Source organism: Acinetobacter sp. YH12129, assembly GCF_013418685.1.
Classification (GTDB): domain Bacteria; phylum Pseudomonadota; class Gammaproteobacteria; order Pseudomonadales; family Moraxellaceae; genus Acinetobacter; species Acinetobacter amyesii.
Genome location: NZ_VPBP01000013.1, coordinates 44,627 through 65,917, shown reverse-complemented (window position 1 = coordinate 65,917; position 21,291 = coordinate 44,627). Strand labels below are relative to the sequence as shown.

24 protein-coding genes are annotated in these 21,291 nt (G+C 41.1%); 2 read left to right on the top strand and 22 right to left on the bottom strand.

Annotated elements, in window-relative coordinates; genetic code table 11:
• Positions 1-7 precede the first annotated feature (7 nt).
• The 22 genes from tadA to FTU65_RS08625 all read right to left on the bottom strand — a co-directional run bounded on the left by tadA (position 8) and on the right by FTU65_RS08625 (position 17,318).
• A complete protein-coding gene (gene tadA, locus FTU65_RS08730) occupies positions 8-559 on the bottom strand; it encodes a tRNA adenosine(34) deaminase TadA (RefSeq protein ID WP_111885055.1) in 552 nt (183 codons plus the stop codon).
• A gap of 7 nt (positions 560-566) precedes the next feature.
• Positions 567-1,688 (bottom strand): enoyl-CoA hydratase/isomerase family protein, encoded by a 1,122-nt coding sequence (locus FTU65_RS08725; RefSeq protein ID WP_180010307.1) that lies wholly within the window; start codon positions 1,686-1,688, stop codon positions 567-569.
• On the bottom strand, positions 1,685-2,398 hold the full coding sequence (gene ung / locus FTU65_RS08720) for a uracil-DNA glycosylase (RefSeq protein ID WP_078193660.1): 714 nt from the start codon (positions 2,396-2,398) through the stop codon (positions 1,685-1,687). The genes FTU65_RS08725 and ung overlap by 4 nt, the downstream gene beginning before the upstream one ends.
• Positions 2,399-2,434: 36 nt before the next feature.
• Positions 2,435-3,031, bottom strand: coding sequence for a 6-carboxytetrahydropterin synthase (locus FTU65_RS08715; protein ID WP_180066658.1), 597 nt, complete (start codon positions 3,029-3,031; stop codon positions 2,435-2,437).
• A 130-nt stretch (positions 3,032-3,161) separates the two neighbouring features.
• Positions 3,162-4,109 carry a type II secretion system minor pseudopilin GspK gene (gene gspK / locus FTU65_RS08710; RefSeq protein ID WP_078193662.1) on the bottom strand — a complete coding sequence of 316 codons (948 nt, stop codon included), beginning with the start codon at positions 4,107-4,109 and terminating at the stop codon, positions 3,162-3,164.
• A gap of 39 nt (positions 4,110-4,148) precedes the next feature.
• Entirely contained in the window at positions 4,149-4,778 is a 630-nt protein-coding gene (gene gspJ / locus FTU65_RS08705; RefSeq protein WP_180003180.1) for a type II secretion system minor pseudopilin GspJ, read from the bottom strand.
• A gap of 46 nt (positions 4,779-4,824) precedes the next feature.
• Complete coding sequence (gene gspI, locus FTU65_RS08700) at positions 4,825-5,217, bottom strand: type II secretion system minor pseudopilin GspI (protein WP_078188947.1); 393 nt, start codon at positions 5,215-5,217, stop codon at positions 4,825-4,827.
• Complete coding sequence (locus FTU65_RS08695) at positions 5,207-5,764, bottom strand: type II secretion system protein (RefSeq protein WP_180010304.1); 558 nt, start codon at positions 5,762-5,764, stop codon at positions 5,207-5,209. Before FTU65_RS08695 ends, gspI begins: the two co-directional genes overlap by 11 nt.
• Before the next feature lie 9 nt (positions 5,765-5,773).
• Complete coding sequence (locus FTU65_RS08690; RefSeq protein WP_168378896.1) at positions 5,774-6,388, bottom strand: TetR/AcrR family transcriptional regulator; 615 nt, start codon at positions 6,386-6,388, stop codon at positions 5,774-5,776.
• A gap of 42 nt (positions 6,389-6,430) precedes the next feature.
• Complete coding sequence (locus tag FTU65_RS08685; protein WP_168378895.1) at positions 6,431-7,204, bottom strand: TatD family hydrolase; 774 nt, start codon at positions 7,202-7,204, stop codon at positions 6,431-6,433.
• Positions 7,205-7,235: 31 nt separating this feature from the next.
• Positions 7,236-7,577 (bottom strand): PilZ domain-containing protein, encoded by a 342-nt coding sequence (locus FTU65_RS08680; RefSeq protein WP_111885061.1) that lies wholly within the window; start codon positions 7,575-7,577, stop codon positions 7,236-7,238.
• Positions 7,578-7,592: 15 nt separating this feature from the next.
• On the bottom strand, positions 7,593-8,576 hold the full coding sequence (locus FTU65_RS08675) for a DNA polymerase III subunit delta' (protein WP_180010303.1): 984 nt from the start codon (positions 8,574-8,576) through the stop codon (positions 7,593-7,595).
• Positions 8,577-8,589: 13 nt separating this feature from the next.
• Positions 8,590-9,351: a 3-deoxy-manno-octulosonate cytidylyltransferase gene (gene kdsB, locus FTU65_RS08670; RefSeq protein WP_180010302.1), complete on the bottom strand. Its 762-nt coding sequence runs from the start codon at positions 9,349-9,351 to the stop codon at positions 8,590-8,592.
• 3 nt (positions 9,352-9,354) lie between these two features.
• The gene (gene lpxK / locus FTU65_RS08665) at positions 9,355-10,368 is read right to left on the bottom strand and encodes a tetraacyldisaccharide 4'-kinase (protein ID WP_180054578.1); all 1,014 of its coding nucleotides are present in this window, start codon (positions 10,366-10,368) and stop codon (positions 9,355-9,357) included.
• Positions 10,369-10,371: 3 nt separating this feature from the next.
• Positions 10,372-12,099 carry a lipid A export permease/ATP-binding protein MsbA gene (gene msbA / locus FTU65_RS08660; protein ID WP_180054581.1) on the bottom strand — a complete coding sequence of 576 codons (1,728 nt, stop codon included), beginning with the start codon at positions 12,097-12,099 and terminating at the stop codon, positions 10,372-10,374.
• Positions 12,099-12,521, bottom strand: coding sequence for a biopolymer transporter ExbD (locus FTU65_RS08655; protein ID WP_180022523.1), 423 nt, complete (start codon positions 12,519-12,521; stop codon positions 12,099-12,101). The genes msbA and FTU65_RS08655 overlap by 1 nt, the downstream gene beginning before the upstream one ends.
• A 13-nt stretch (positions 12,522-12,534) precedes the next feature.
• Complete coding sequence (locus FTU65_RS08650; protein ID WP_180040230.1) at positions 12,535-13,176, bottom strand: MotA/TolQ/ExbB proton channel family protein; 642 nt, start codon at positions 13,174-13,176, stop codon at positions 12,535-12,537.
• 31 nt (positions 13,177-13,207) lie between these two features.
• Positions 13,208-14,095 (bottom strand): ParB/RepB/Spo0J family partition protein, encoded by an 888-nt coding sequence (locus FTU65_RS08645; RefSeq protein WP_180065252.1) that lies wholly within the window; start codon positions 14,093-14,095, stop codon positions 13,208-13,210.
• Positions 14,092-14,874, bottom strand: a complete 783-nt coding sequence (locus FTU65_RS08640) for a ParA family protein (protein ID WP_078188958.1) — start codon at positions 14,872-14,874, stop codon at positions 14,092-14,094. The genes FTU65_RS08645 and FTU65_RS08640 overlap by 4 nt, the downstream gene beginning before the upstream one ends.
• Positions 14,875-14,898: 24 nt before the next feature.
• Positions 14,899-15,531, bottom strand: a complete 633-nt coding sequence (gene rsmG / locus FTU65_RS08635; RefSeq protein WP_180003083.1) for a 16S rRNA (guanine(527)-N(7))-methyltransferase RsmG — start codon at positions 15,529-15,531, stop codon at positions 14,899-14,901.
• Between the two features lie 84 nt (positions 15,532-15,615).
• Complete coding sequence (gene murU / locus FTU65_RS08630; protein WP_180065251.1) at positions 15,616-16,305, bottom strand: N-acetylmuramate alpha-1-phosphate uridylyltransferase MurU; 690 nt, start codon at positions 16,303-16,305, stop codon at positions 15,616-15,618.
• Entirely contained in the window at positions 16,305-17,318 is a 1,014-nt protein-coding gene (locus FTU65_RS08625; protein WP_180065250.1) for an aminoglycoside phosphotransferase family protein, read from the bottom strand. The genes murU and FTU65_RS08625 overlap by 1 nt, the downstream gene beginning before the upstream one ends.
• A gap of 120 nt (positions 17,319-17,438) precedes the next feature.
• Here FTU65_RS08625 and FTU65_RS08620 point away from each other — a divergent pair, with 120 nt between their 5' ends.
• Together FTU65_RS08620 and FTU65_RS08615 are read left to right on the top strand one after the other, a co-directional pair.
• Positions 17,439-19,919 (top strand): LPS-assembly protein LptD, encoded by a 2,481-nt coding sequence (locus tag FTU65_RS08620; RefSeq protein ID WP_180065249.1) that lies wholly within the window; start codon positions 17,439-17,441, stop codon positions 19,917-19,919.
• Positions 19,919-21,226, top strand: coding sequence for a peptidylprolyl isomerase (locus FTU65_RS08615; protein ID WP_180065248.1), 1,308 nt, complete (start codon positions 19,919-19,921; stop codon positions 21,224-21,226). Before FTU65_RS08620 ends, FTU65_RS08615 begins: the two co-directional genes overlap by 1 nt.
• Positions 21,227-21,291 lie beyond the last annotated feature (65 nt).

Below are 21,291 nucleotides of genomic sequence, written 5' to 3'. Positions count from 1 at the left end.
GACAATATTAATTGTCAGTAGAGTTTACTTGATTTTTTAAATTAAGTTCAGTCAAAGTGGCTTTTTCCTGTAACTTCATCAGTCGTTTTTGTTCACGACGCATTTTAAAAAAATCACTTAATTGTTGGGAGCATTGCTCTTGTAGGCAACCATGCTCAAACTCAAAGATATGATTATAGTAGCCTGAATTTAATAATTGACGCGAACTGACCAAAGAACCTGCTTTAGGCTCAGTCGTCGCAAATACCACTCGTTTTATTCTTGAATGTACCAAAGCACCCACACACATTGTGCATGGCTCTAAAGTTACATATAAAGTTGCGTCGTCAGGTAATCGGTAATTATCGATATTCAAACAAGCTTGTCGCAAAGCTTGTACTTCCGCATGTGCGGTGGGATCTTTCAGAGAAATCGGCGCATTAAACCCTGCACCTATGACTTGATTTTGACTCACAATGACTGCGCCTACAGGAATTTCTTGCAATTCGGCAGCTTGTGCAGCCTGCTCGAAAGCAAGCTGCATCCAATGTTCATCACTATATAGATTTTGTTCAGACATCAATTAATTAAATTACACCATACTGTCTTAACAGTACATTCCAACTGTCAATATTGGTTACAGGAGGCTCATCAGCCAGAATTCCTTTGAGGGAAAGATCTGTACCTTTTTTCCATTCTGGAGAGAGGTCTTTATCGACTAGACGGGCGCGCACACCTTCAACAAAGTCCGCGTGACGAATTTTCCAATCCGAAATTTGGGTTTCTAGTTCAAACACTTCATTCCAAGAATGCACTTGCTTGCCCCACTGCCACAACAACCATGTTAATGCTGCGGTTGCAGGTGAACCTTTTTGTAGATTTTCACTGGCTTGGCGTAGCCAATCACTGCGCGCATCGCTTAAACCAATAATTGATTCATAGTCATGTTCAAAATTATGCCCACGGCACACACTTTGAATCACATCCAATGAATTTTGTAATGGCCCCGGCCCCACAGGACGATGCATACTATTTAAAGTGTCATCAATGGCACGAAAATCGCCTGCTGGATAATGATCCCAATCAATATTGATGACAGTTTCAAGTACGTTATCACGCTGTGCATCACAAATATGCGTTGCCCAACCGATACCATAAGCACCTGCTGCGGTCATAATTGAGCCCGTTAACCCAGTAAACAACCCAATGGCACCACGGTCAGCAAGGAAACGCGTCGCACCCACATCTGGATACAAACCGATATTAATTTCAGGCATTGCTAAACGTGAATAAGGTGTCACCAAACGGAAAGGTGCGGCCATAAATAGACCTAGACCACCACCCATCACATAACCTTCGCCCCAAACCAAAATCGGCTTTGCATAATTATGCAGCAGCAAATCTAGGGCATACTCTTGTTCAAAAAATTTATTCGCCGTTTCAACTTCATCATTGACCACCAATTGTCGCAATTTGCGTACATCACCACCTGCACAAAATGCTTTCGGCGTAGTGGAATCTAACCAAATCGCTTTTACAGCATCATCGTGTTGAAAGTCCTGAAACACTTCAAGCAACGCTGTGCAGATTGATTCATCTAATGCATGAAGCGATTTTGGGCGATTCAAGCGAACAATGCGCCAGCCCTTTTTCGCTTCTTCAACAATCAGATCCGGGTGATAATTTTTTGAAACGGGAGAATAAGTCATGCGTCCAGCTGCCAGTCTATTGGCTCAATGCCATTTTGTTTAAGATAATTATTACTTTTTGAAAACACCTTACAACCAAAAAATCCACCGCGGTTTGCAGCCAAAGGAGATGGATGCGCGGCTTTTAGCACCAAGTGCTTATTTTGGTCAATGCGTTGTCCCTTACGCTGTGCATATGCCCCCCATAAAATAAAGACAATATGCTCACGTTGTTCATTTAAAACATCAATCACATGGTCTGTAAAATCTTCCCAGCCACGTTTTTGATGTGAAGTTGGTTGCCCAGCCTCAACAGTCAGTACCGCATTTAAAAGCAAAACACCTTGTTCTGCCCAGCGTGTTAAGTCCCCATGTTTTGACACAGGTACCCCAAGGTCGGTATTTAACTCATGGAAAATATTACGTAAAGAAGGTGGTAATGCAACCCCCTTTTGTACCGAAAAACTCAAGCCATGTGCCTGATTTGGCCCATGATACGGGTCTTGGCCTAAAATCACCACTTTTACATTTGCCATAGGCGTCGTGTTTAAGGCATTAAAAATCAGCGGATTCGGTGGATAAATCACTTTATCCTGTTTGATTTGTTGTAGCAGAAAGTCTTTTAACTCATCCATGCGGGGGCTAAGCAAAAACTCACTTAGGGCATATTTCCAGCTAGGCTCAAGCTGCACTTTAGCGAGTTTTGCTTGTTGCTCTTCTGTTAAAGACATCACTGTTAACCAATCCTAATAAAACCAAATATTTACTTAAATTTTAACTTGTAAATCAACTGCAGGGTTTAAAAATTTTTGACCCTGTTTTAATTTTTCATACATCTGGGTATCGTTCCATTCCGACTGAACCTGTTCGGAGAAGATAATTTGATCTAACTGCAACAACCCCATTTGTGCGTTGTTGATATCTTCTAAGAAGCTTTGCGCATAGCCTGTGTCTGTCTCATGCACAATCACAGAATACACCTCAACATCACCCTCACCATTTTGAGTTTCTGTTGATTTTAGAACTTGTTGTGCTAAATAAAAGAAGATTCGTGAAAACTGTTCTGCTGAGGGCGATACGGGTAGTTCAACCCAACGTGCACTGAACTGTTTGCAGGCACGAATGTACTCAGTATCATCGTGTTGCCAAAAACAAATCGCGTGATCAAAACTGTCAAATAAGTCTTTAATAACCCCTTTGAGCAAACCGAAATCGTAAACCATTTGTCCATGGTCAAGTTTCGACGCTTTGAGTAATAGTTCGACTTTATAACTGTGTCCATGAATGGAACGTTTGCAGCGGTCTGACGTGCAATTACGCACGATATGCGCGTTTTCAAACTTAAATAACTTACGAATTAACATATGTCGTAATGCAATCAAATAATCTATGGGTTCTCAGAGATTATAATGCAAAAGTCTAACAAGAGGCATTAATTTTGCTGTTCAGCACAATTGGGAAAAGGCATCATGAAAATTTAGCGATATTTAAGACCTAAAATGGTGCCATACTGCGAAAAGCCACATATACATCTTTATCTTTTCGCACTAACTCACTGGTAAATTGACGCTTTCTTTCATTTAAAATAATTTCAATTTGCGCTTTAAAATAGTTCGACTGCACACCCAATTGTGAGTTTAAAACTTCTCGATTTTCTGTGCTCACCTGTGCAAATGGCTCCATTGCCCATAAATCATTGATATTTTCAAAATGTTCAAATTTGGCAGCTTTTTGTTGCAAAGCTTGTTCGACTGCATTGACATCTAAACGATCATCCATGGTTGCCAACAAAAATGCAGGAGCGGTATTAATGTTTACCGTTGTTTCATGCGAGGGCAAGCTACTCACATAGGGTGCAATCAGTTTATATTGAGCACCTTCAAAACCACGGACTGATTTCAACTCTTCCACACTATGAAATTTTGCATTTGGCGGTAGTGCCGCATTATTTAAACCACGATAGTACGCCAGTTCAGCTCCCATCGGGCCAGAGGTCTCATCATCTTCATCTTGCCAATCGATCACAGCTTGACTTAATTCTGCGGGTAAACCAACACGCTGCAATATTTTTTCAAACCATAACTTTGCTTTGTCATTTACCACACCCTCCTCTGAAACCAAACTATTGAGGTTAAATTTGCCAGATTCATCTTGGAGCACACCTGCAACAGTTCCACCTTCCACAGGAAAGGCTGGCATAGGCTGAGCCCAATTTTCTTGTAAATGATCCACCTGCCCTGCATTTTCAGCATCATTTACCAGAAGTTCGGCAAAAAATGCTTCGGCACTTTTCGCATATAACATCGATTGATTTTGGCGCATCACGTAGGCGGTATTTTCAGAAGTATTGGCTTGTTGTTTTGCGATGCCTGCTGCAACAATGGTTGCCAAAGCCACCATCATCAGGATGGTTAATAAAGCAATGCCGCGTTGCTGTTTCATAAGCAACTCCGAACTTCAAATGACCCCACAACCTGACCGTTAACCATTCTTATTTTTATCCAATAAAAAATCAGTATTTAACAAACTGAATAGCCATTCATAGTCTGTCCCATCGACTGTGAGTTGCATCCTGATACCGCGTGGTAACAGTTGTATGGTTTTTTCATTATTCATATCTGCAGCTGAATCTGGCCAACTGTCCAACTCATTTGGATTGAGTACCGTGATTTTATATTGTTCAATATTATCCAGTAAAACACTCGAATCTGGCTGATCATGCCCCGTTTGGTTGAGATTTTTAAATTTTAGCCGATACAATTTTTTTTCATCAGCTTTGTATTGATATTCCACTCGCTCGTCAGGTGCAATGCCCTGATTTAATGGATCAGTGACACCTGTCTTACTGAAATTAAATCGGCCATTTTGCAATACTAACGCTGGTTGAATATCTCCATTAATATTGGCAGTTAAGGGCACAGCTTGTACTGTGTCTCTGAGAATTTGCTGATGGGCATCTTGCAACTGACTCAGCCTTGCCTCATGGGTTGCGTTTCGTTCCTTCACTTTCGAGACATAATCAAAAACCTTCCAACCCAAAGCAGACAGCACTGCGAAAATAGCAATCGCAACCAAAAGCTCAACTAAGGTAAATCCTGCTTGATTCTTCATTCCTTGCTGTACAAGCACAGGCATATCTTGAGATGTACGTTTTTTTCTAGTTATTATTTTCATCCAACGGAGCCTTATAGTTAAAGAACACCAAACTGCTAATCCCTGCTTCAACATCGCCTGTTTCAGCATTCATCAAACTCACTTGGATATCAATCCGTTGTACATTTGGACTAATGGTGGCTTGGGCTTTTTTGTCAATTTGCCATTGTTCGCCTTGTTCAGTGACTTGTTTAGATGCAGTACCCGTCATCCATTCACGATTGATTTCCATCTTAGCGATTTCATTCAACGCGACAAATTGTGCTTTATTTCTTAAAATTGCGTGTGCTGTCGACTGTGTATATTGCATCGCAACATTAGACAAAGCCATTGCCGCAGTCGCAAAAATCGCCAATGCCACCATGACTTCAAGTAGTGTAAACCCTTTAGCCCGCATTAACTTTCCCTAAATGATCGATTTCGATTTCATTACCAATGGGACGTTCTTCAAAATAAAACTGTATACGCACAGGCTTTACCTCACCATTGCCCAACCAAATCAACTTGGGTGCATTGGTATTTAACAAATCATCATTATTGGCATTTGCATACTGCTGATCTAAAGGCTGAATCGTAAAAGAGACATTTTCAGGTAATACTCGGGTTTCAAAATCTTTATAGTTTTGCCATTTATTATTCTGATTTAAAATACTATTTTCTACACGTTTTTGTTCTGGTAAATATTCTTGTACCGCATAGCTTTGCGTGTTGACATCCGTTCCAGCGTTTTGCTGTAAGGCCAATATCAAAGCTTGATCATTTGCATCGCGTAAAATTCGTTTCAGATCCATTACAAACACTTCACGTGCCTGCATGGCTTTGCGTTGATCTGTCCCACCGATATTTAAAAGCACCAATGAGGCCATGATGCCCATAATCACAATCACCACCATCAATTCTACGAGGGTGAATCCACGAACCGATGATGGTGATGCACTTTTCATAAGCAGCCTTTAAGCGAATTGAGCAACCGCATGCACTTGTTTTGGTAAGGCCAAGGCTTGATCAATATAAGCAACCCGCAAGGTGTCTCTTGAACCCAAATAACGCTGATAAAAACTAGAGTTCAAAATTGCTGCGGCGCCATGTGTAAGTGACCAAATCGAAGCAAGATAATCACGTACTGGCATGCTACTTTGAATCGACTCCAAATAACGCTCAGTCATACGAATGATCAATCGTAGGCGTTGTTTGCGCACTTGATATAGTTCACTAAACAAGTGCTGAATACCCACACCCGTTGTCGATAAACGCTCTTCAATTTGGTGAAACAACACTGTACGTTCTGGGTGATGTAAGTGATGCAACATAAAGAAAGCAAGGTGTTCAGGAAAAGCTTTATCGGTGTCTTTAATCATTTCCAATAACATGCGTTCATTACGAATAATGAGCAACATATATAGTTCATCTTTACTTTGAAAATGTTTATATAACGTCCCTTTTGCCAAGTCGAGTTCTGCCGCTAGCGCATCTAGTGTCATCCCTGCTTCGCCATTTTCCAATAGCAGCTGCTCTGCCACTTGGAAAATTAATGCCTCTCTTGCTCTAAACTGAGCTTGACGATCCATCTTCACCCTATACTCTCTTACTCTTATATCAATTCAAATTATTTACTTAAGATTGAGGAGATTTTCAAAGTTTTGCATTGTAATGAAAGCCATCTCTTCAATTGACTTATCATATACATCACTTAAGGCTTTGGCTACATAAGGAACGTATTTTGGTTCATTAGACTTTCCTCTATAGGGCATCGGTGCAAGATATGGACTATCTGTTTCAATGAGCACTCGATCCAGTGGCACTTGCTTGGCCACATCACGCAAATCTTGTGCATTTTTAAAAGAAACAATGCCTGAAAATGACACGTAATAACCGCAATCTAAGACCGCTTTTGCCGTTTCCCAATCTTCAGTAAAACAATGCAAAATACCGTGAGTGGATTTCTCTGCACGGATAATATCCACCGTATCATGCTTTGCAGAACGGGTATGAACAACCACTGGTTTTTTTACAGCTTGTGATGCGTGAATATGGCGGGCAAAGCATTCTTTTTGCTCTGCAATAAAGTCTGTACTATGAAAATAGTCCAGCCCTGTTTCACCAATCGCCCAAACCTTTTCAGGTTGTGCTAATTCAATGAGATATTCTTCTGTTGCCCGAGCCATCGTTGCAGGATCTTCACATGGGTGAACCCCAACGGAATAACCCACATCAGCATGACGTGATGCAATTTTTGAAAGTTCGATATGGTCATCTAGATCAACCGAGATACTCATAAATTTTGAGACCCCGGCTTGACGAGCCTGATCCAATGCAAGATCTAAATTACCCTCATAAGGGCTTAAGTCAAGCATGGTTAAATGGCAATGGGTATCTACAAACACAATATGTACCTACAAGTCTTCACTGTTGTAACTACATAGTGTAACTTCTACGCCCCTCAGATTTAAGCCCTGCAAGTAAACGTTCTGCTTCTGTTTTGAAATAAACGCCTTTTTCGCCGCTTAATTGAATTCCAAAGCCTTGTGGTTTAATGCCATTTTGCTTTTGCGAAATCCAAATCACTTTCCCTGTCAAAGGAATTTTTATACTTTGTTCAGGCAAAGTCGCCAATAAGAAAACCTCATCACCCATTTTCACAGCTTGCTTTGATGGTACAAATAAACCGCCACCAACGACATAAGGCATGTAGCTCGCAAAAAGTGTTTCCACATCTGGAATATTAGCGTGAACGATCCCGCCCATACGTGGTTGCATGATGTTTCCCCTTAATTAAACATTCATCAGTTTGATGCAAAGCTCATCTACGACCAGATTCCCCTGTACGTTCTGCTCAATGAACTGCTTAGACTGCTGTAATTCTGTATAAATCCCAAAGAGTGTTTCGAGCGAATATTGCTCTGCCAACACCCCAAAATCCAAATCTATATTTTTTATGGATTGATTTAGCTTGACACAAATTATATCGGACAACAAGTATTCAAACATTTGACTAAAATCACTAAAACTCAGAGCTTTATTCCACTTGGTCGCAATTGCCATCGGCATATTTTTTTGTGTCACAAGTTTTTGCCAATCTTGTAGAAACTCTTGGCGCATATTTAGCCATTCACTACTTGCCAATGAAATCGCTTGTAATGGCATTTGACTAGCTAAGTTCATGAGAACTTTGCGCTGGGTTTCACCACTATCGGGCAAATGCTGCTGTAAATATTGCTGTGATTGTTCCGGTTCAATACGATCCAATGCATAGTGCTGCATTCGACTGCGAATGGTTGCCGGCAATTTCAAATAATGCTCTGCCAATAACATAATCACAATCCGCTCGCCCGGCTCTTCCAATGTTTTCAGCAATGCATTTGATGATGCAATGTTTAATGCTTCAGCAGGCTCAATCAACACAACTCGCCAACCGTCTACGGTTTGCTGTACAAAAGGCAATAAATCACGAATTTTCTCGATTTTAATTTTGGCGTTTTGCTTTTTATTGTCTTCATCTGTACTGATATGGACAAAATTTGGATGTGTATCTGACTTTAACCACTGGCAACTCCCACACTCACCACATGGCTCAGTTCGCTCATCACGTTTTTGACACAGCACCCAAGCAAGAAATTGTTTTGCAAATGCCTCTTTACCACAGCCTTTTTTGCCATACAAAAGCACGCCATGTCCCAGTTGTGGAAAACGGCTGGTTAATGTATTCCATGTATTTTGCTGCCAAGGGTACACTTGCGCCACAATGTCATTTTGCATAAATCGTTTAACCTTATTCGAAGTTTGAAACATCCATTTGGTTCAAACGATCAAGGTCAGCTTGAGTGTCTACGCCCGGTGGTAGGTTCGCTTCTGCCACAGCAATGGCAATACGGTGACCATTTTCCAAAACGCGTAATTGTTCAAGGCTTTCTAATTTTTCTAGCACCCCCATATCCCAAGTGACATATTCTTGAAGCAGTTTTACGCGGTATGCATAAAGACCTAAATGACGATAAGCCTGATCATGCAAGGTTTGTTCAGCTAGCTTTGCACCATCACGGTCATACGGAATAGTCGCACGACTGAAATACAGCGCTTGATTGTGCTTTGACATCACCACTTTGACGATACTGTCACGTTGAAACTCATCTAGACTATGAATCGGCTCGCAGAGTGTCGACATTGAACATGTCGGCTGATCAACGAGTAATTGTGCAACTTGCTTTACCAATTGAGCGGGAAGCAAAGGTTCATCACCCTGCACATTGACAATAATGTCATCACTTGCCCAACCTTTGATACGCGCAACTTCACTTAAACGATCTGTCCCAGATGGATGCTCTGTAGAGGTCAATACCACATCAACCCCTTCCGCACGACACACTGCGGCAATACGTTCATCATCTGTAGCAACACAAAGATCATCGAATCCTGCAACTTTTTTGGCTTGATCGACTACACGTAAAATCATCGGACGGCCGTGAATTTCAAGCAATGGCTTACCTGGTAAACGTGAACTTGAAAAACGTGCAGGAATAACAATATGTTTCATAAATTAAATGCCTTCGGGAAGTTTCAGACCCAGTTGTTTCAACTGTGCATGCAAAGTTTCATAACACGCAGGTGATAACACTGCATCAACAGGAACAACCCATATTTCTCTTTTAAAATCTGGATTATTTTTGAGGATCGCTAAAATTTTAACTGCATCTTTTTCAGTGGTAATGATGGGATTGGCATCTTCAAACTGCAAATCACTCAGTTCATATTCATAATGATCTGGGAATTCATGACATTGAAATTGATGAATCCCCATATTTTCTAAGGTTTTATAAAAGCGTTGCGGAAAGCCGATACCCACCACAGCATAAAAATCTTTATTTGCATCAAATGTCGTCACAAGATCTTTATTGAGCAAATAAGGCTGCGCCGCTTCTAAGTGCATATTCAGTGGAGAACTTGGATCTGCTGAATGTTCAATGACCGTCCCACTGGCAAGGCGCTTTTTCGGTTCACGCAAATAACCTTCAGGTAATAATTTTTCATTGCCTAAACCACGGTTATTATCCAGTACGATCCACTCCAACTGGCGTTGAAGCGCCCAATGCTGTAAACCATCATCGCAGATAATCAAATCCAATTCATGCTTAGACAGCAGCAATTCAATACTCTGCTGGCGGTTTGGACCGACTGCCATCGGCACGCCAGTAGATTGAACGATTAAGCTCGGTTCATCACCCACGATTTCAGCCGTCGAGTCTAAATCCACATAGGCCGGAAATGGTCCTTGACCACCATAGCCACGACTGATCACACCAACACGCAGCTTTAAGCTATTCAAATAACTGACCAAATGAATGAGCAATGGGGTTTTACCACTTCCACCCACTGTGATGTTTCCAATGACCATGACTGGAATAGGCGCTTTATAGCTTTGCTTAATACCCGATTGATAGAGTTTTTTATTGAGTAAAAAGCCGCCACGATAAAGCCATGACAAAGGTCTAAACACAACGAGCCACTTTGCCTGTTCATTCCAAGCATCCTGAATCAATTGTGCAAAAAACATGACTTAATTTTCCTCAAAATTACGCTGATGAAGTTGGTAATATGCACCACGTTGTGCCATCAATTCCGTATGCGAACCTTGTTCAATAATACGCCCTTTATCCATCACTACAATACAGTCTGCATTTTCAATGGTCGATAAACGATGTGCAATCACGATCGTGGTACGATCTTGCATCGCAGCGTCAAATGCTTGCTGAATATAAAATTCAGATTCATTATCCAGCGCACTAGTCGCTTCATCTAAAATTAAAATCGGTGCATTTTTCAAAATGGCACGCGCAATCGCAATCCGTTGACGTTGACCACCGGACAGATTTAAACCTTGCGCACCCAATGGCGTGTCATAACCTTGCGGTAAATCCATTATAAAATCATGCGCAAATGCAGCTTTGGCAGCAGCAATAACTTGCTCATCTGTTGCATGCTCGAGCTGTCCATAAGCAATATTTTCACGCACTGTTCGGTTAAACAAAACCACTTGCTGATTGACCATCGAAATCTGAGTACGCAAGCTATTAAGTTCTATGTCGTGAATATCATGCTGATCAAGCAACAATTGGCCTGAGGATACCTCTTGGTAACGCACCAACAGATTGACCAGTGAGGTTTTACCTGCACCCGAACGTCCAACCAATGCAACGGTTTGTCCTGCATTCACTTTTAAATTGAAGTCATGAATCGCATGGTGACCATCGGCATAGATCAAATTAACATTTTTAAATTCGACATCACCTTTCAAAGCAGGCTTAAGCGTGCCGTTATTTACTTCTTCAGGCATATCAAGCAATTCAAAAACTGAATAAGCTGCTGCCATGCCTCGTTGTAGTTTTTCATTGACATCCGTTAAGGTTTTAATCGGCTTACTCAACATACCTGCGGCAGTGATATACGCTACAAACTCACCTGCTGATGTATCTTGTAAAATCTCTGGGCGTAGCGCGATATACATCACGATACTGAGTGCAATCGACATGATCAACTGAACAATTGGGCTATTGAGTTGTTGCACCACAACCATTTTTAAGCCGCGGCGTAAGTTCTCCATTGAGCTTTCATAAAAACGTTTTTGTTCATAATCTTGCCCTGCAAAGCCCTTAACCACTAGGTTGCCTTGCACTGTCTCTTGCACCACATGGTTAACATCACCCATGGTACTTTGCACTTGCATGGATAATTTACGCATGCGCTTGGATGCTTTACGGATAATCAGCCCAATAATTGGACCAAAAATCAAAATACACAGAGTTAAACGCCAGTTGGTATAGAGCAAATAACCCAATAATGCGATGGTAATCAGACCCTGTTGTACAATCGTTTTCAGTGACTCAGATGATGCTGCCGTCAACTGTTCAACGTTATACATAATTTTTGCAGTGATATGACCGCTCGAATTATCTAAATAATATTGCGAAGGCAAACGCATGAGTTTTGCGAACACTTGCTGACGAATATTAAAGATTAAGTTTCGAGAAATCACTGCGGTAAAATATCCCCCCATGAACAAACCGAGTCCACGGAAGAACATCAATAAAACCACCAAGAGTGGAAATAAGGTTGTAAAGCTTTGATCTTTGTTTTGAATGGCTTCAATAATGCGTTCCAATAATTTTGCGACAGAAACTTCTGTCGCAGCATTAATACCGAAACCAAGCAAAACCAGCAGGCCGATTCCCCAAAAAGGTTTTAAATAACTTAATAGGCGTAAATAGACCTTAAAATCGTGCTTCACTAATAACCTCGAGTTGGAACTTTGGTACTGATGTTGATATTCACAAATCCAAGTTGACCTGCAACATCCATCACCCGAATCACATCTTGATGTGTTGCTTTTGCATCTGCGGCAATCACAAACATTAAATCACGACGATCATTGGCTGTCTGTTTAATTGCAGTATTCAAATCAGAGACTTCTTTACTGGCCAATGACTGACCATTGACAGAATAATGGCCTGATGAATCCACCACAACTTCAATTTTTTGATCATAGTTTTTAGGTGGAACACCTTGTGCATCTGGCAAAGTGAGGTTCATTCGACTCATCTGATTAAAGGTAGTCGAGAGCAACAAGAACACCAAAATAAACATCAAACAGTCAATCATCGGTGTGAGGTTGATATGAATATCTTCAACCTGACGACGTTTAAATTTCATGCGCAGTCTCCACTCAGCTGGCTTTCTGAATGTCCTGACTTTCTACTTCAGGTGTTTTTTTATAAAACAAAGCGGCATGAAACAATGTCGACTGCTGTTCTAACTCAGCCACATATTCCTGAACCAAACGTTGGAAATAGCGATGCGCAAATAATGCAGGCACAGCAATTAACATACCGGCAGCAGTGGTAATCAAGGCTTTAGAAATACCCGGCATCATCAACACTGGATCACTATTGGTACCAATATCAATTATTAAGAATGCTTCAATAATACCGATCACCGTACCCAACAAACCTAGTAACGGTGCAACAGCGCTTAAGGTGCCCAAAAAGTTGATATTTTTTTCTAAATAACCAATTTCTTGTGACGCTGTGACTTCCATTTGCGCACGTGCATATTGCTCGTTTTGATCTTTACTGGCAAAACCTGCATCCAAGACACGACCCAATGTACTTTGCTGTAAAGTTGGACTTTGCTTTAGCTGCTGCACCACATCTTTCACTGATGTGTTCACATTCATCATCAAGTCTTTTGGCAACACCATTGATTTTTTTAAACGAATAAAACGCTCAATGGTAATGGCTACCGTAAAGATCGAACAAATGACGAGCGGGATCATTAACCACCCGCCCGCTTTGACTAATTCCCACATTTGATTTTCCCCAATAAATCGAATTTAAAAATTATTCAGCTAGACAAATATTTAAAATGCCATCTAGCTCTTCAAGAGTATGGTAGCTAATCACCAGCTTGCCTTTCCCTTGTTTATTATGATCAATTTTCACATCTGCACTGAAACGATCAGAGAGACGTTGTGTCAGTTGCTGAATGTCTGATGAAACACTTGGTTTCGCTTTTTGTTGTTTTGGTGCATTCAAATCACGAACAAATTGTTCGGTTTGACGTACAGACATACTTTTTTCAATCACCATTTCAGCAACTTTAAGCTGATCTTTGGCTTTTAACGTCAAGATCGCACGTGCATGCCCCATATCGAACAAACCTTGCTGCATAAAGTCTTTGACTTGATCCGCTAAAGACAACAGGCGTAGCAAGTTACTAATCGTGGTACGTGCTTTACCGACCGTATCGGCAATCTCTTGATGACTTAAACCGAACTCGTCATGGAAGCGTTGTAAAGCCATAGCTTGATCGATTGGGTTCAGATCTTGACGTTGAATGTTTTCAATCAATGCCAAGGCAATTGCCACTTGGTCACTCAAGTCACGAACAATGGCTGGAACTTCGGTTAAACCTGCAAGCTGAGCCGCACGCCAACGACGCTCACCAGCAATAATTTCGTAGGGATGCTTTTCATCTTCAACAGGACGAATCACGATTGGCTGCATGACGCCATGCTTTTCAATCGATGCAGCAAGTTCTTGTAAATCTTGTTCTTTAATGAAACGACGCGGTTGATACTCACCACGTTTCAATAAATGCACATCAATTTGTTTTAACTGTCCATGATCTAAAGCTTTTGCTTCGAGCTGTAGTTTTTCTTTTTGGATTGAGCCGAGTAAGGCATCCAGACCACGACCTTTAGCCAGTCCGCGTTTTTTTACGGTCATGCTTTAGTTCCTTTTTTTACTTTGGTTTTTTTTAACATCTCAGCTGCCAAGTTCAAATAAGCAACTGCACCCTTCGAGCTTTTTTCAAAATAAATCACTGGCAAACCGTGCGCAGGCGCTTCAGCCAAACGAATATTACGCGGAATGACCGTGTCATAAAGTTTCTGACCGAAGTATTGTTCAAGCTCAGCAGACACATCACGTGTTAAGGCATTACGCGCATCATACATGGTACGCAGCACACCCACGATCTCTAGATCTGGGTTTAAAGCTTGCTGAATACGGTCAATGGTTTGGGTTAGGTCAGCCAAACCTTCTAGTGCATAATATTCACACTGCATTGGAATAAGCACAGCACGTACCGCTGCAAGTGCATTGACAGTGATCAAACTTAAACTTGGTGCACAATCGACAATAATATAGTCGAAGTCTTTTTCGACGCTTGCCAATGCTTCACGTAAAATAAACTCACGACCGTCTTGATCTGCAATTGCAAGCTCAACGCCAGCTAAGTCACGGTTTGCACCTAAAACCTTATAGCCCACTTCCGCTTTATAAATAGCGGTTTCAATCGGCACTTCACCAAGTAAGACATCCGTGACTGAATACAACAAATCATTTTTTTGAATGCCCGAACCCATCGTGGCATTGCCTTGTGAATCCATGTCCACAAGTAAAACTCGTTTTTTTAATATGGCTAAAGATGCAGCCAAGTTCACAGCCGTTGTGGTTTTACCTACGCCACCCTTTTGGTTTGCAATCGCAATAATTTGAGCCATGGTAACCCCAGTCCTTTGAAAATTTTAAATACGTTTAAGAAAAATTAAATGACGCTGCTCATCAAGTCGTGGAACTTTTAATGCAACGATATCAATCTTGAAATCACTTTTCAGTGTTTCAACTTCTTCTTCAGGAATTAAGCCTTTCATCGACGCGATAATACTTTGCGCATGCATATACGGTTTAGACGCATCCACAAAATCCGTTAACGATGCAAAAGCACGACTGGTGATCACATCAAACTGCCCCAGTTCATTAATGCTGTCTTCATTTTCGACACGTGTTTGTACCGCAATGACATTTTTTAGTTTTAAGTCAGCAATAAATTGTTTTAAGAATCGAATTTTTTTACCGTTGGCATCTAAAAGCACACATTCACGTTCAGGCTGACACAGTGCAATGATCATGCCCGGCATGCCACCACCCGTACCGATATCCAATAAACGACCTGCAGGCAAATCATTTAGGATACTTAAGCTATCCAATAAATGCTTAACCAACATTTCTTTAGGATCACGAATAGCAGTCAAGTTATACGCTTTGTTCCACAGCACTAGGGCATCTTGGTATTTCAGCAATAGATTTAATGCTTCTTCACTCAAATCTAAGCCAAGCTTTTGACTACCTTGCTTTAAGTCTTGAAAAAAAGGATGCATAAAGAAGACATCTCAATAAAAATTAACTGAAGTATACCGATTTCTAAGCCGTGGAACAGTAGCTAACGCTTAGCGAATATGCACTTAATCGTACATGCCTTGGCGAATCTGTAGATCTAGATCACTTAAACGCTCAGGTGTGCCAACATCAACCCACGCAGTTTGCATTTTCTCTGCAGAAATTTTTCCATCCAACATAGCTTGTTTCAATAAAGGTGCGAGCGGACGCTTGCCTGCTTCCAATCCATTAAACATGTTTGGATGTATAACTGCGATTCCGCTATAGGTGAGTGCCTCGCCTGCATGTTCTTGCTCAAAGGTATAACTACGCCCAGCATCCAAGATAAAATCACCCTTTGGATGTTGCGCTGGGTTAGTCACATAGACCAAGTGTGCCAAGTCATCTTTTAGCTCAATATTGAGCAAGGCTGAAAAATCGTAGGTCGTCCAAACGTCACCATTGACTAAAATAAACGGTTCTGTCCCAAGCAAAGGTAAAGCATTAATAATGCCACCGGCTGTTTCCAGACCTTCCGCTTCACGTGTCCAACGAATATCTACACCAAACTGCGAACCATCACCCAAAGTACCAATCAGGATATCTGCAAGCCATGCAGAATTGATGATGATTTCAGTTACGCCAATTTTTTTTAACTTTTCTATATGCCAAACAATCAGTGGTTTTCCACCCACTTCAAGCAAAGGCTTTGGCTTATACAATGTTAAAGGGCGCATCCGATTTCCGAGACCCGCCGCTAAAATCATGGCTTTCATTATGCAACAACCTCATAAGTGCCGTATTTGGCTTCAAATTTCAGCAATACTTTAGCCTGAATAAATTGCATAAAAGGTTTTAATTCTGCATACGGTTTACTTTCTTCAAGTAAATACCACATCACACGCGGCAAATCTTTGAGATAACCCGATTTACCATCACGCTCAAATAAGCGCACAAAAATACCTAAAATTTTGATATGACGTTGAATCGCCATCAGGTCGGCGTCTTGTTTGAATTGCTCAAAGCTACGACCATCTTTAGCCGATGCAGGCAACAAATCATAGAACGTTTTAAACCATGCATAAACGCGATCTGCATTCCACTGCACATAGGCATCACGTGTAATAGAAATCAAATCATAAGTATCTGCACCAATCACAGCATCTTGGAAATCAATCACGCCCTGATCTTGCTCACCATCTAGTACCATCAAATTACGGCTATGAAAATCACGATGCACAATCACTTGAGGCTGAGCCAATGCAGCATTGGCTAAGATAGCAAAGGTACGTTTAATCAGTGCCGATTCTTCTTCAGTAGGCTGCACTTGTAGAGATGGCAATAACCAATCGGTTAACAGCTCCATTTCAGAAATCAGCTTTTCATAGGTATATGCAGGAAAATGCGCAGTACCATCAATTGACTGTAATTGAATCAACTGTTTAAAACTTTGAGCATAATGTGCGTCTACTGTTTGATCATTCAACAACGTGGACAATAAAACATCACCAAAATCCTCTAACAATAAGAAGCCTTGATCAAGGTCTTTGGCCACGATATGTGGTACACGCACGCCATGTGCATCAAAAAATTCATCAATCGACACAAAAGGACCACAATCTTCTTTTTCTGGTGGTGCATCCATGAGCATAAATGTTTTATTATTCAATTTGATTCGTGCATAACGACGGAAGCTTGCATCGCCTGCTAAGAAGTTAATTTCAAATTGATCTGAATCGAGTACAGATGAAATCCATGTTTGTATCAATTGTTCACGTTGTGTATTCATTTGCGATAAATTCTAATACAGGCTGAGTTTTTAAAGTGCTAAGTGTAGCTACTTATCAACTTTTTCTCTATGATGCGACAATAATTAATTGCGATTAAGCATACCTGGTTAATGAGACAAATGAAGCATCAGTTTAAATTTAATCCTTTAGCGACTGCGATCTTAACCCTTCTATGTGGTAGCTCGTTACCAAGCTATGCAGCACCTGTTTCAAACCCGTCCACGGATGACGATACAGAACAACTCAAACAAAACATTTCAGAAGCTTACCCTGGGCAGCAGTTCTTCGAACAATATTATGTCGATAAATCTGCACCTGAAGCACAGATTCGCAACACCAATCAATTAAGTTCTGCGTTTTGTACAGGCACCTGGATTACCCCAGTTGCTCCAACAACGAAAGCAGTCGCACCTGAAGATGCAACTTCAACCATTACCGCAGACTATGGTCATTTTGACCCGAATGGCGACTCCATTCTTGAAGGTAATGTTCTGATTGACCAAGAAGGTCGTCAAATTCGTGCCGATCAAATCAAAATTGATAAAACCCAAACCTACGCCAATGCTTCTGGCCGCGTGCAAATGGCACAGTTTGGGCTGATCTCTCAAAGTGACTCAATTGATTACAATTTAAAAACCCAACAGGGTGATTTAAATAACAGCTTCTTTATTGCTGAACAGCAGCATGCGCATGGTCGTGCTGAAAAAATTTCGCGTACTTCAACCGAAACCCTTGAATTAGAAAATGCGGTTTATACCACCTGTCCACCCGATGAAAAACCAACGTGGAAAATTCAAGCAGACAAAATTAAGCTGAATCAAGAAACTGGCCGCGGTGAAACCAAAGGTACAACATTATATGTAAAAAACGTACCTGTGATGGCTGTGCCCTATTTCAACTTCCCGATTGATGACCGTCGTACCACTGGTATTTTGACCCCGAGCTTTGGTTTTACCAATGACGGTGGTATTGAGCTTGCGGTACCGATTTATCTGAATCTTGCACCAAACTATGATGCTACGGTAACGCCGCGTTATATCGCAGACCGCGGTGCAATGATGGAAGGTGAATTCCGTTATTTGACCAAAAACTTTGGTTCAGCTATGGTGTGGGGTGGTTATTTACCATCCGACCAAAAGTATGATGATCAGGATCGTAAAGACTTACATTTCCTTCATAACTGGAAAATTAACGATCAATTTACAACCAATTTAGAATACAATTATGCATCTGATAAAGACTATTTCTCAGATCTCAATAACAATCCAAACTCAAAAACTGACCTGAACTTACGCCGTGCATGGGAACTCAATTATAAAAATGGTATCCCTGGGCTAAAAGCACAGCTCAAAGTTGAAAACTTCCAAACACTGGATAAAACTGTCAGTGATGAAGACCGTCCGTATGCGCGTTTGCCGCAATTCCTACTGAACTACAAGACTGGTAATCCTCTCGGCTTACAGTACGAATTCAACAACGATACGGCTTATTTTAAAAAGAATCTGCGTGGCGATAATATTCCGCAAAACAATAGTGATGCGACAATGTATGAGCCAAGTGGTGCACGTATTTATAACGACTTTAGTGTGCGTTATAACTATCGTAACCCATGGTCTTTTGTAATCCCAGAAGTGTCTATTCGTAACGTCAACACGATTTACGACCAAGATACCGTTGATCGTGCAAATACAAATAACAATCACTCTAGTAGTGAAAGTAAATCGGTCATTGTACCGCAATTAACTTTAGATGCGGGTCTTGTGATGGAGCGCGAAGGTCGTTATCTACAAACCTTAACGCCACGTTTCTTTTATGCGTATTCTCCATACAAAAACCAAGACACTAACCCGAACTTTGACTCAACCACAGCGTCAATTAATTATGACCAATTGTTTAGCCCGCGTCGGTTCTATGGTAATGACCGTTTAGAAGACAACAACTTCGCATCTCTAGGCTTGAGCTATAGTTTATTTGATGATGTTGGTCTTGAGCGTTTAAAAGCCAGCGTTGGTCAAAGTTTCTATTTTGAAGACCGTCGCGTCACTCTAAACAACGTCTCTGATAAATTTGATACCGAACGCCATACCGGCCCTGTCGTGAGCATTTCTAGCCAACTATCTGACAGCATCAGTGTGAATGCCAATTCTGCATGGATGGCGAATGGTGATAATGCTCAGCGCGATATTCAAATGTATTACACAGGAAATAAAGGCAATTTATACAATGTCGGTTATTTCTATCGTAAAGACATTCCGAATCGCCAAGACAGCTATGACCAAGCAGTAGCATCGTTTATTCAACCTATTCACAATAACTGGCGTATTATCGGTCATGCACAATATGACCTCGACAACAGTATTGCGCGTGAATATTTACTTGGTGTGAACTACGAGTCATGCTGCTGGGGTGTTTCAGTTTATGGTCGTTCGTACTATAACGATTTAGATGATGTAACATCTTCAGATGTTAAACCAAAACGTGCCATTATGGCGGAGTTCACCCTAAAAGGTTTAGGTGGCTTCAACAATAAATTAACCTCTTTGCTTGAAAACCGAGTGTTGGGTTTTAACAATATTAATCAATCTTGGACAGAACGTTAATGAAGACAAAACAGTTAAAACAAATTTTTAAAGCGTCAGCCTTGGCACTTTGCCTATCGACTTCTGTATCTGTATTTGCTGCTGCGCAACCTAAAGATGAAATTGTAGCTGTCGTTGACAATAGCGTGATTCTACGTAGTGATCTTGATCAAAGCATTGCCGAAATTACTCACCAACTTCAAGCAAAAAAACAAACCATCCCACCGACCGAATACTTGCAGCAACAAGCTTTAGAACAGCTGATTACGCGCCAAGCACAGCTTGAACAAGTGAAACGCTATAACGTCAAAGCGGATGAAAAATCACTCAATGAAGCCGTACTTAAAGTTGCGAAAGATGCCGGCTCTCCAAGCTTGGAAGCGTTTCAGCAAAAATTAGATGCTGTTGCACCAAATACCTATGCAGGTTTACGTGCACGCATCGCTGAAGACATCGCGTTACAACGCTTACGCCAACAGTTGGTCACTTCTCGTATTCAAATCAGTGACCAAGATGTGAAAAACTTCTTAAGTTCACCACAAGGTCAAGCTGCGCTAGGTAATCAAGTCCACGTCTTACATGTACGCGTTGCTAGCAGTGATAATGCCGTTAAAATCGCTGAAGACATTCGCAAAGAACTGGCAGCAAGTAACGATGTTAAAGCGATTACCAACAAATACAGCACCAAAGACATTAAAGTTGACGGTGCAGATATGGGCTTCCGCAACTTATCTGATATTCCAGATGAACTTGCTGCACGTGTAGCACCTTTGCAAGTCGGTCAAACCACTGAACTAATTTCAGTACGTGATGGCGTTCATGTTTTAAAATTGGTCGACCGTAAAAGTGGCGAACAAAAAGCCATTGTTCCTCAATACCAAACTCGCCATATCCTGATTCAACCATCTGAGGTCGTGAGTCCTGAAAATGCCAAGCAAATGATCGACAACTTGTATAATCGCCTACAAAAGGGTGAAAATTTTGCGGTCTTGGCTTCAACGTTCTCGAATGACACTGGTTCTGCTGCCAATGGTGGTAGTTTAGGTTGGGTTAGCCCAGGTGTTATGGTTCCAGAATTTGAAGCAATGATGAAATCAACAGCGAAAGGTGAAATCAGCAAGCCTTTTCAGTCACAGTTTGGTTGGCACATCCTTCAAGTGACCGATACACGTCAACAAGATATGACACATGAAGTACAAGAACGTATGGCCCGTCAGATTTTAGGTGAGCGTCAATTTGACACTGAACTGGACAGCTGGTTACGTGAAATTCGCAACAATGCCTATGTTGAAATTAAAGATCCTACTCTAGATCGTAAAAAGAAATAAGTGAATAAACAAAAAACCAGCTTCGGCTGGTTTTTTTATGTCGATTCTTATCATCATTCAGCACT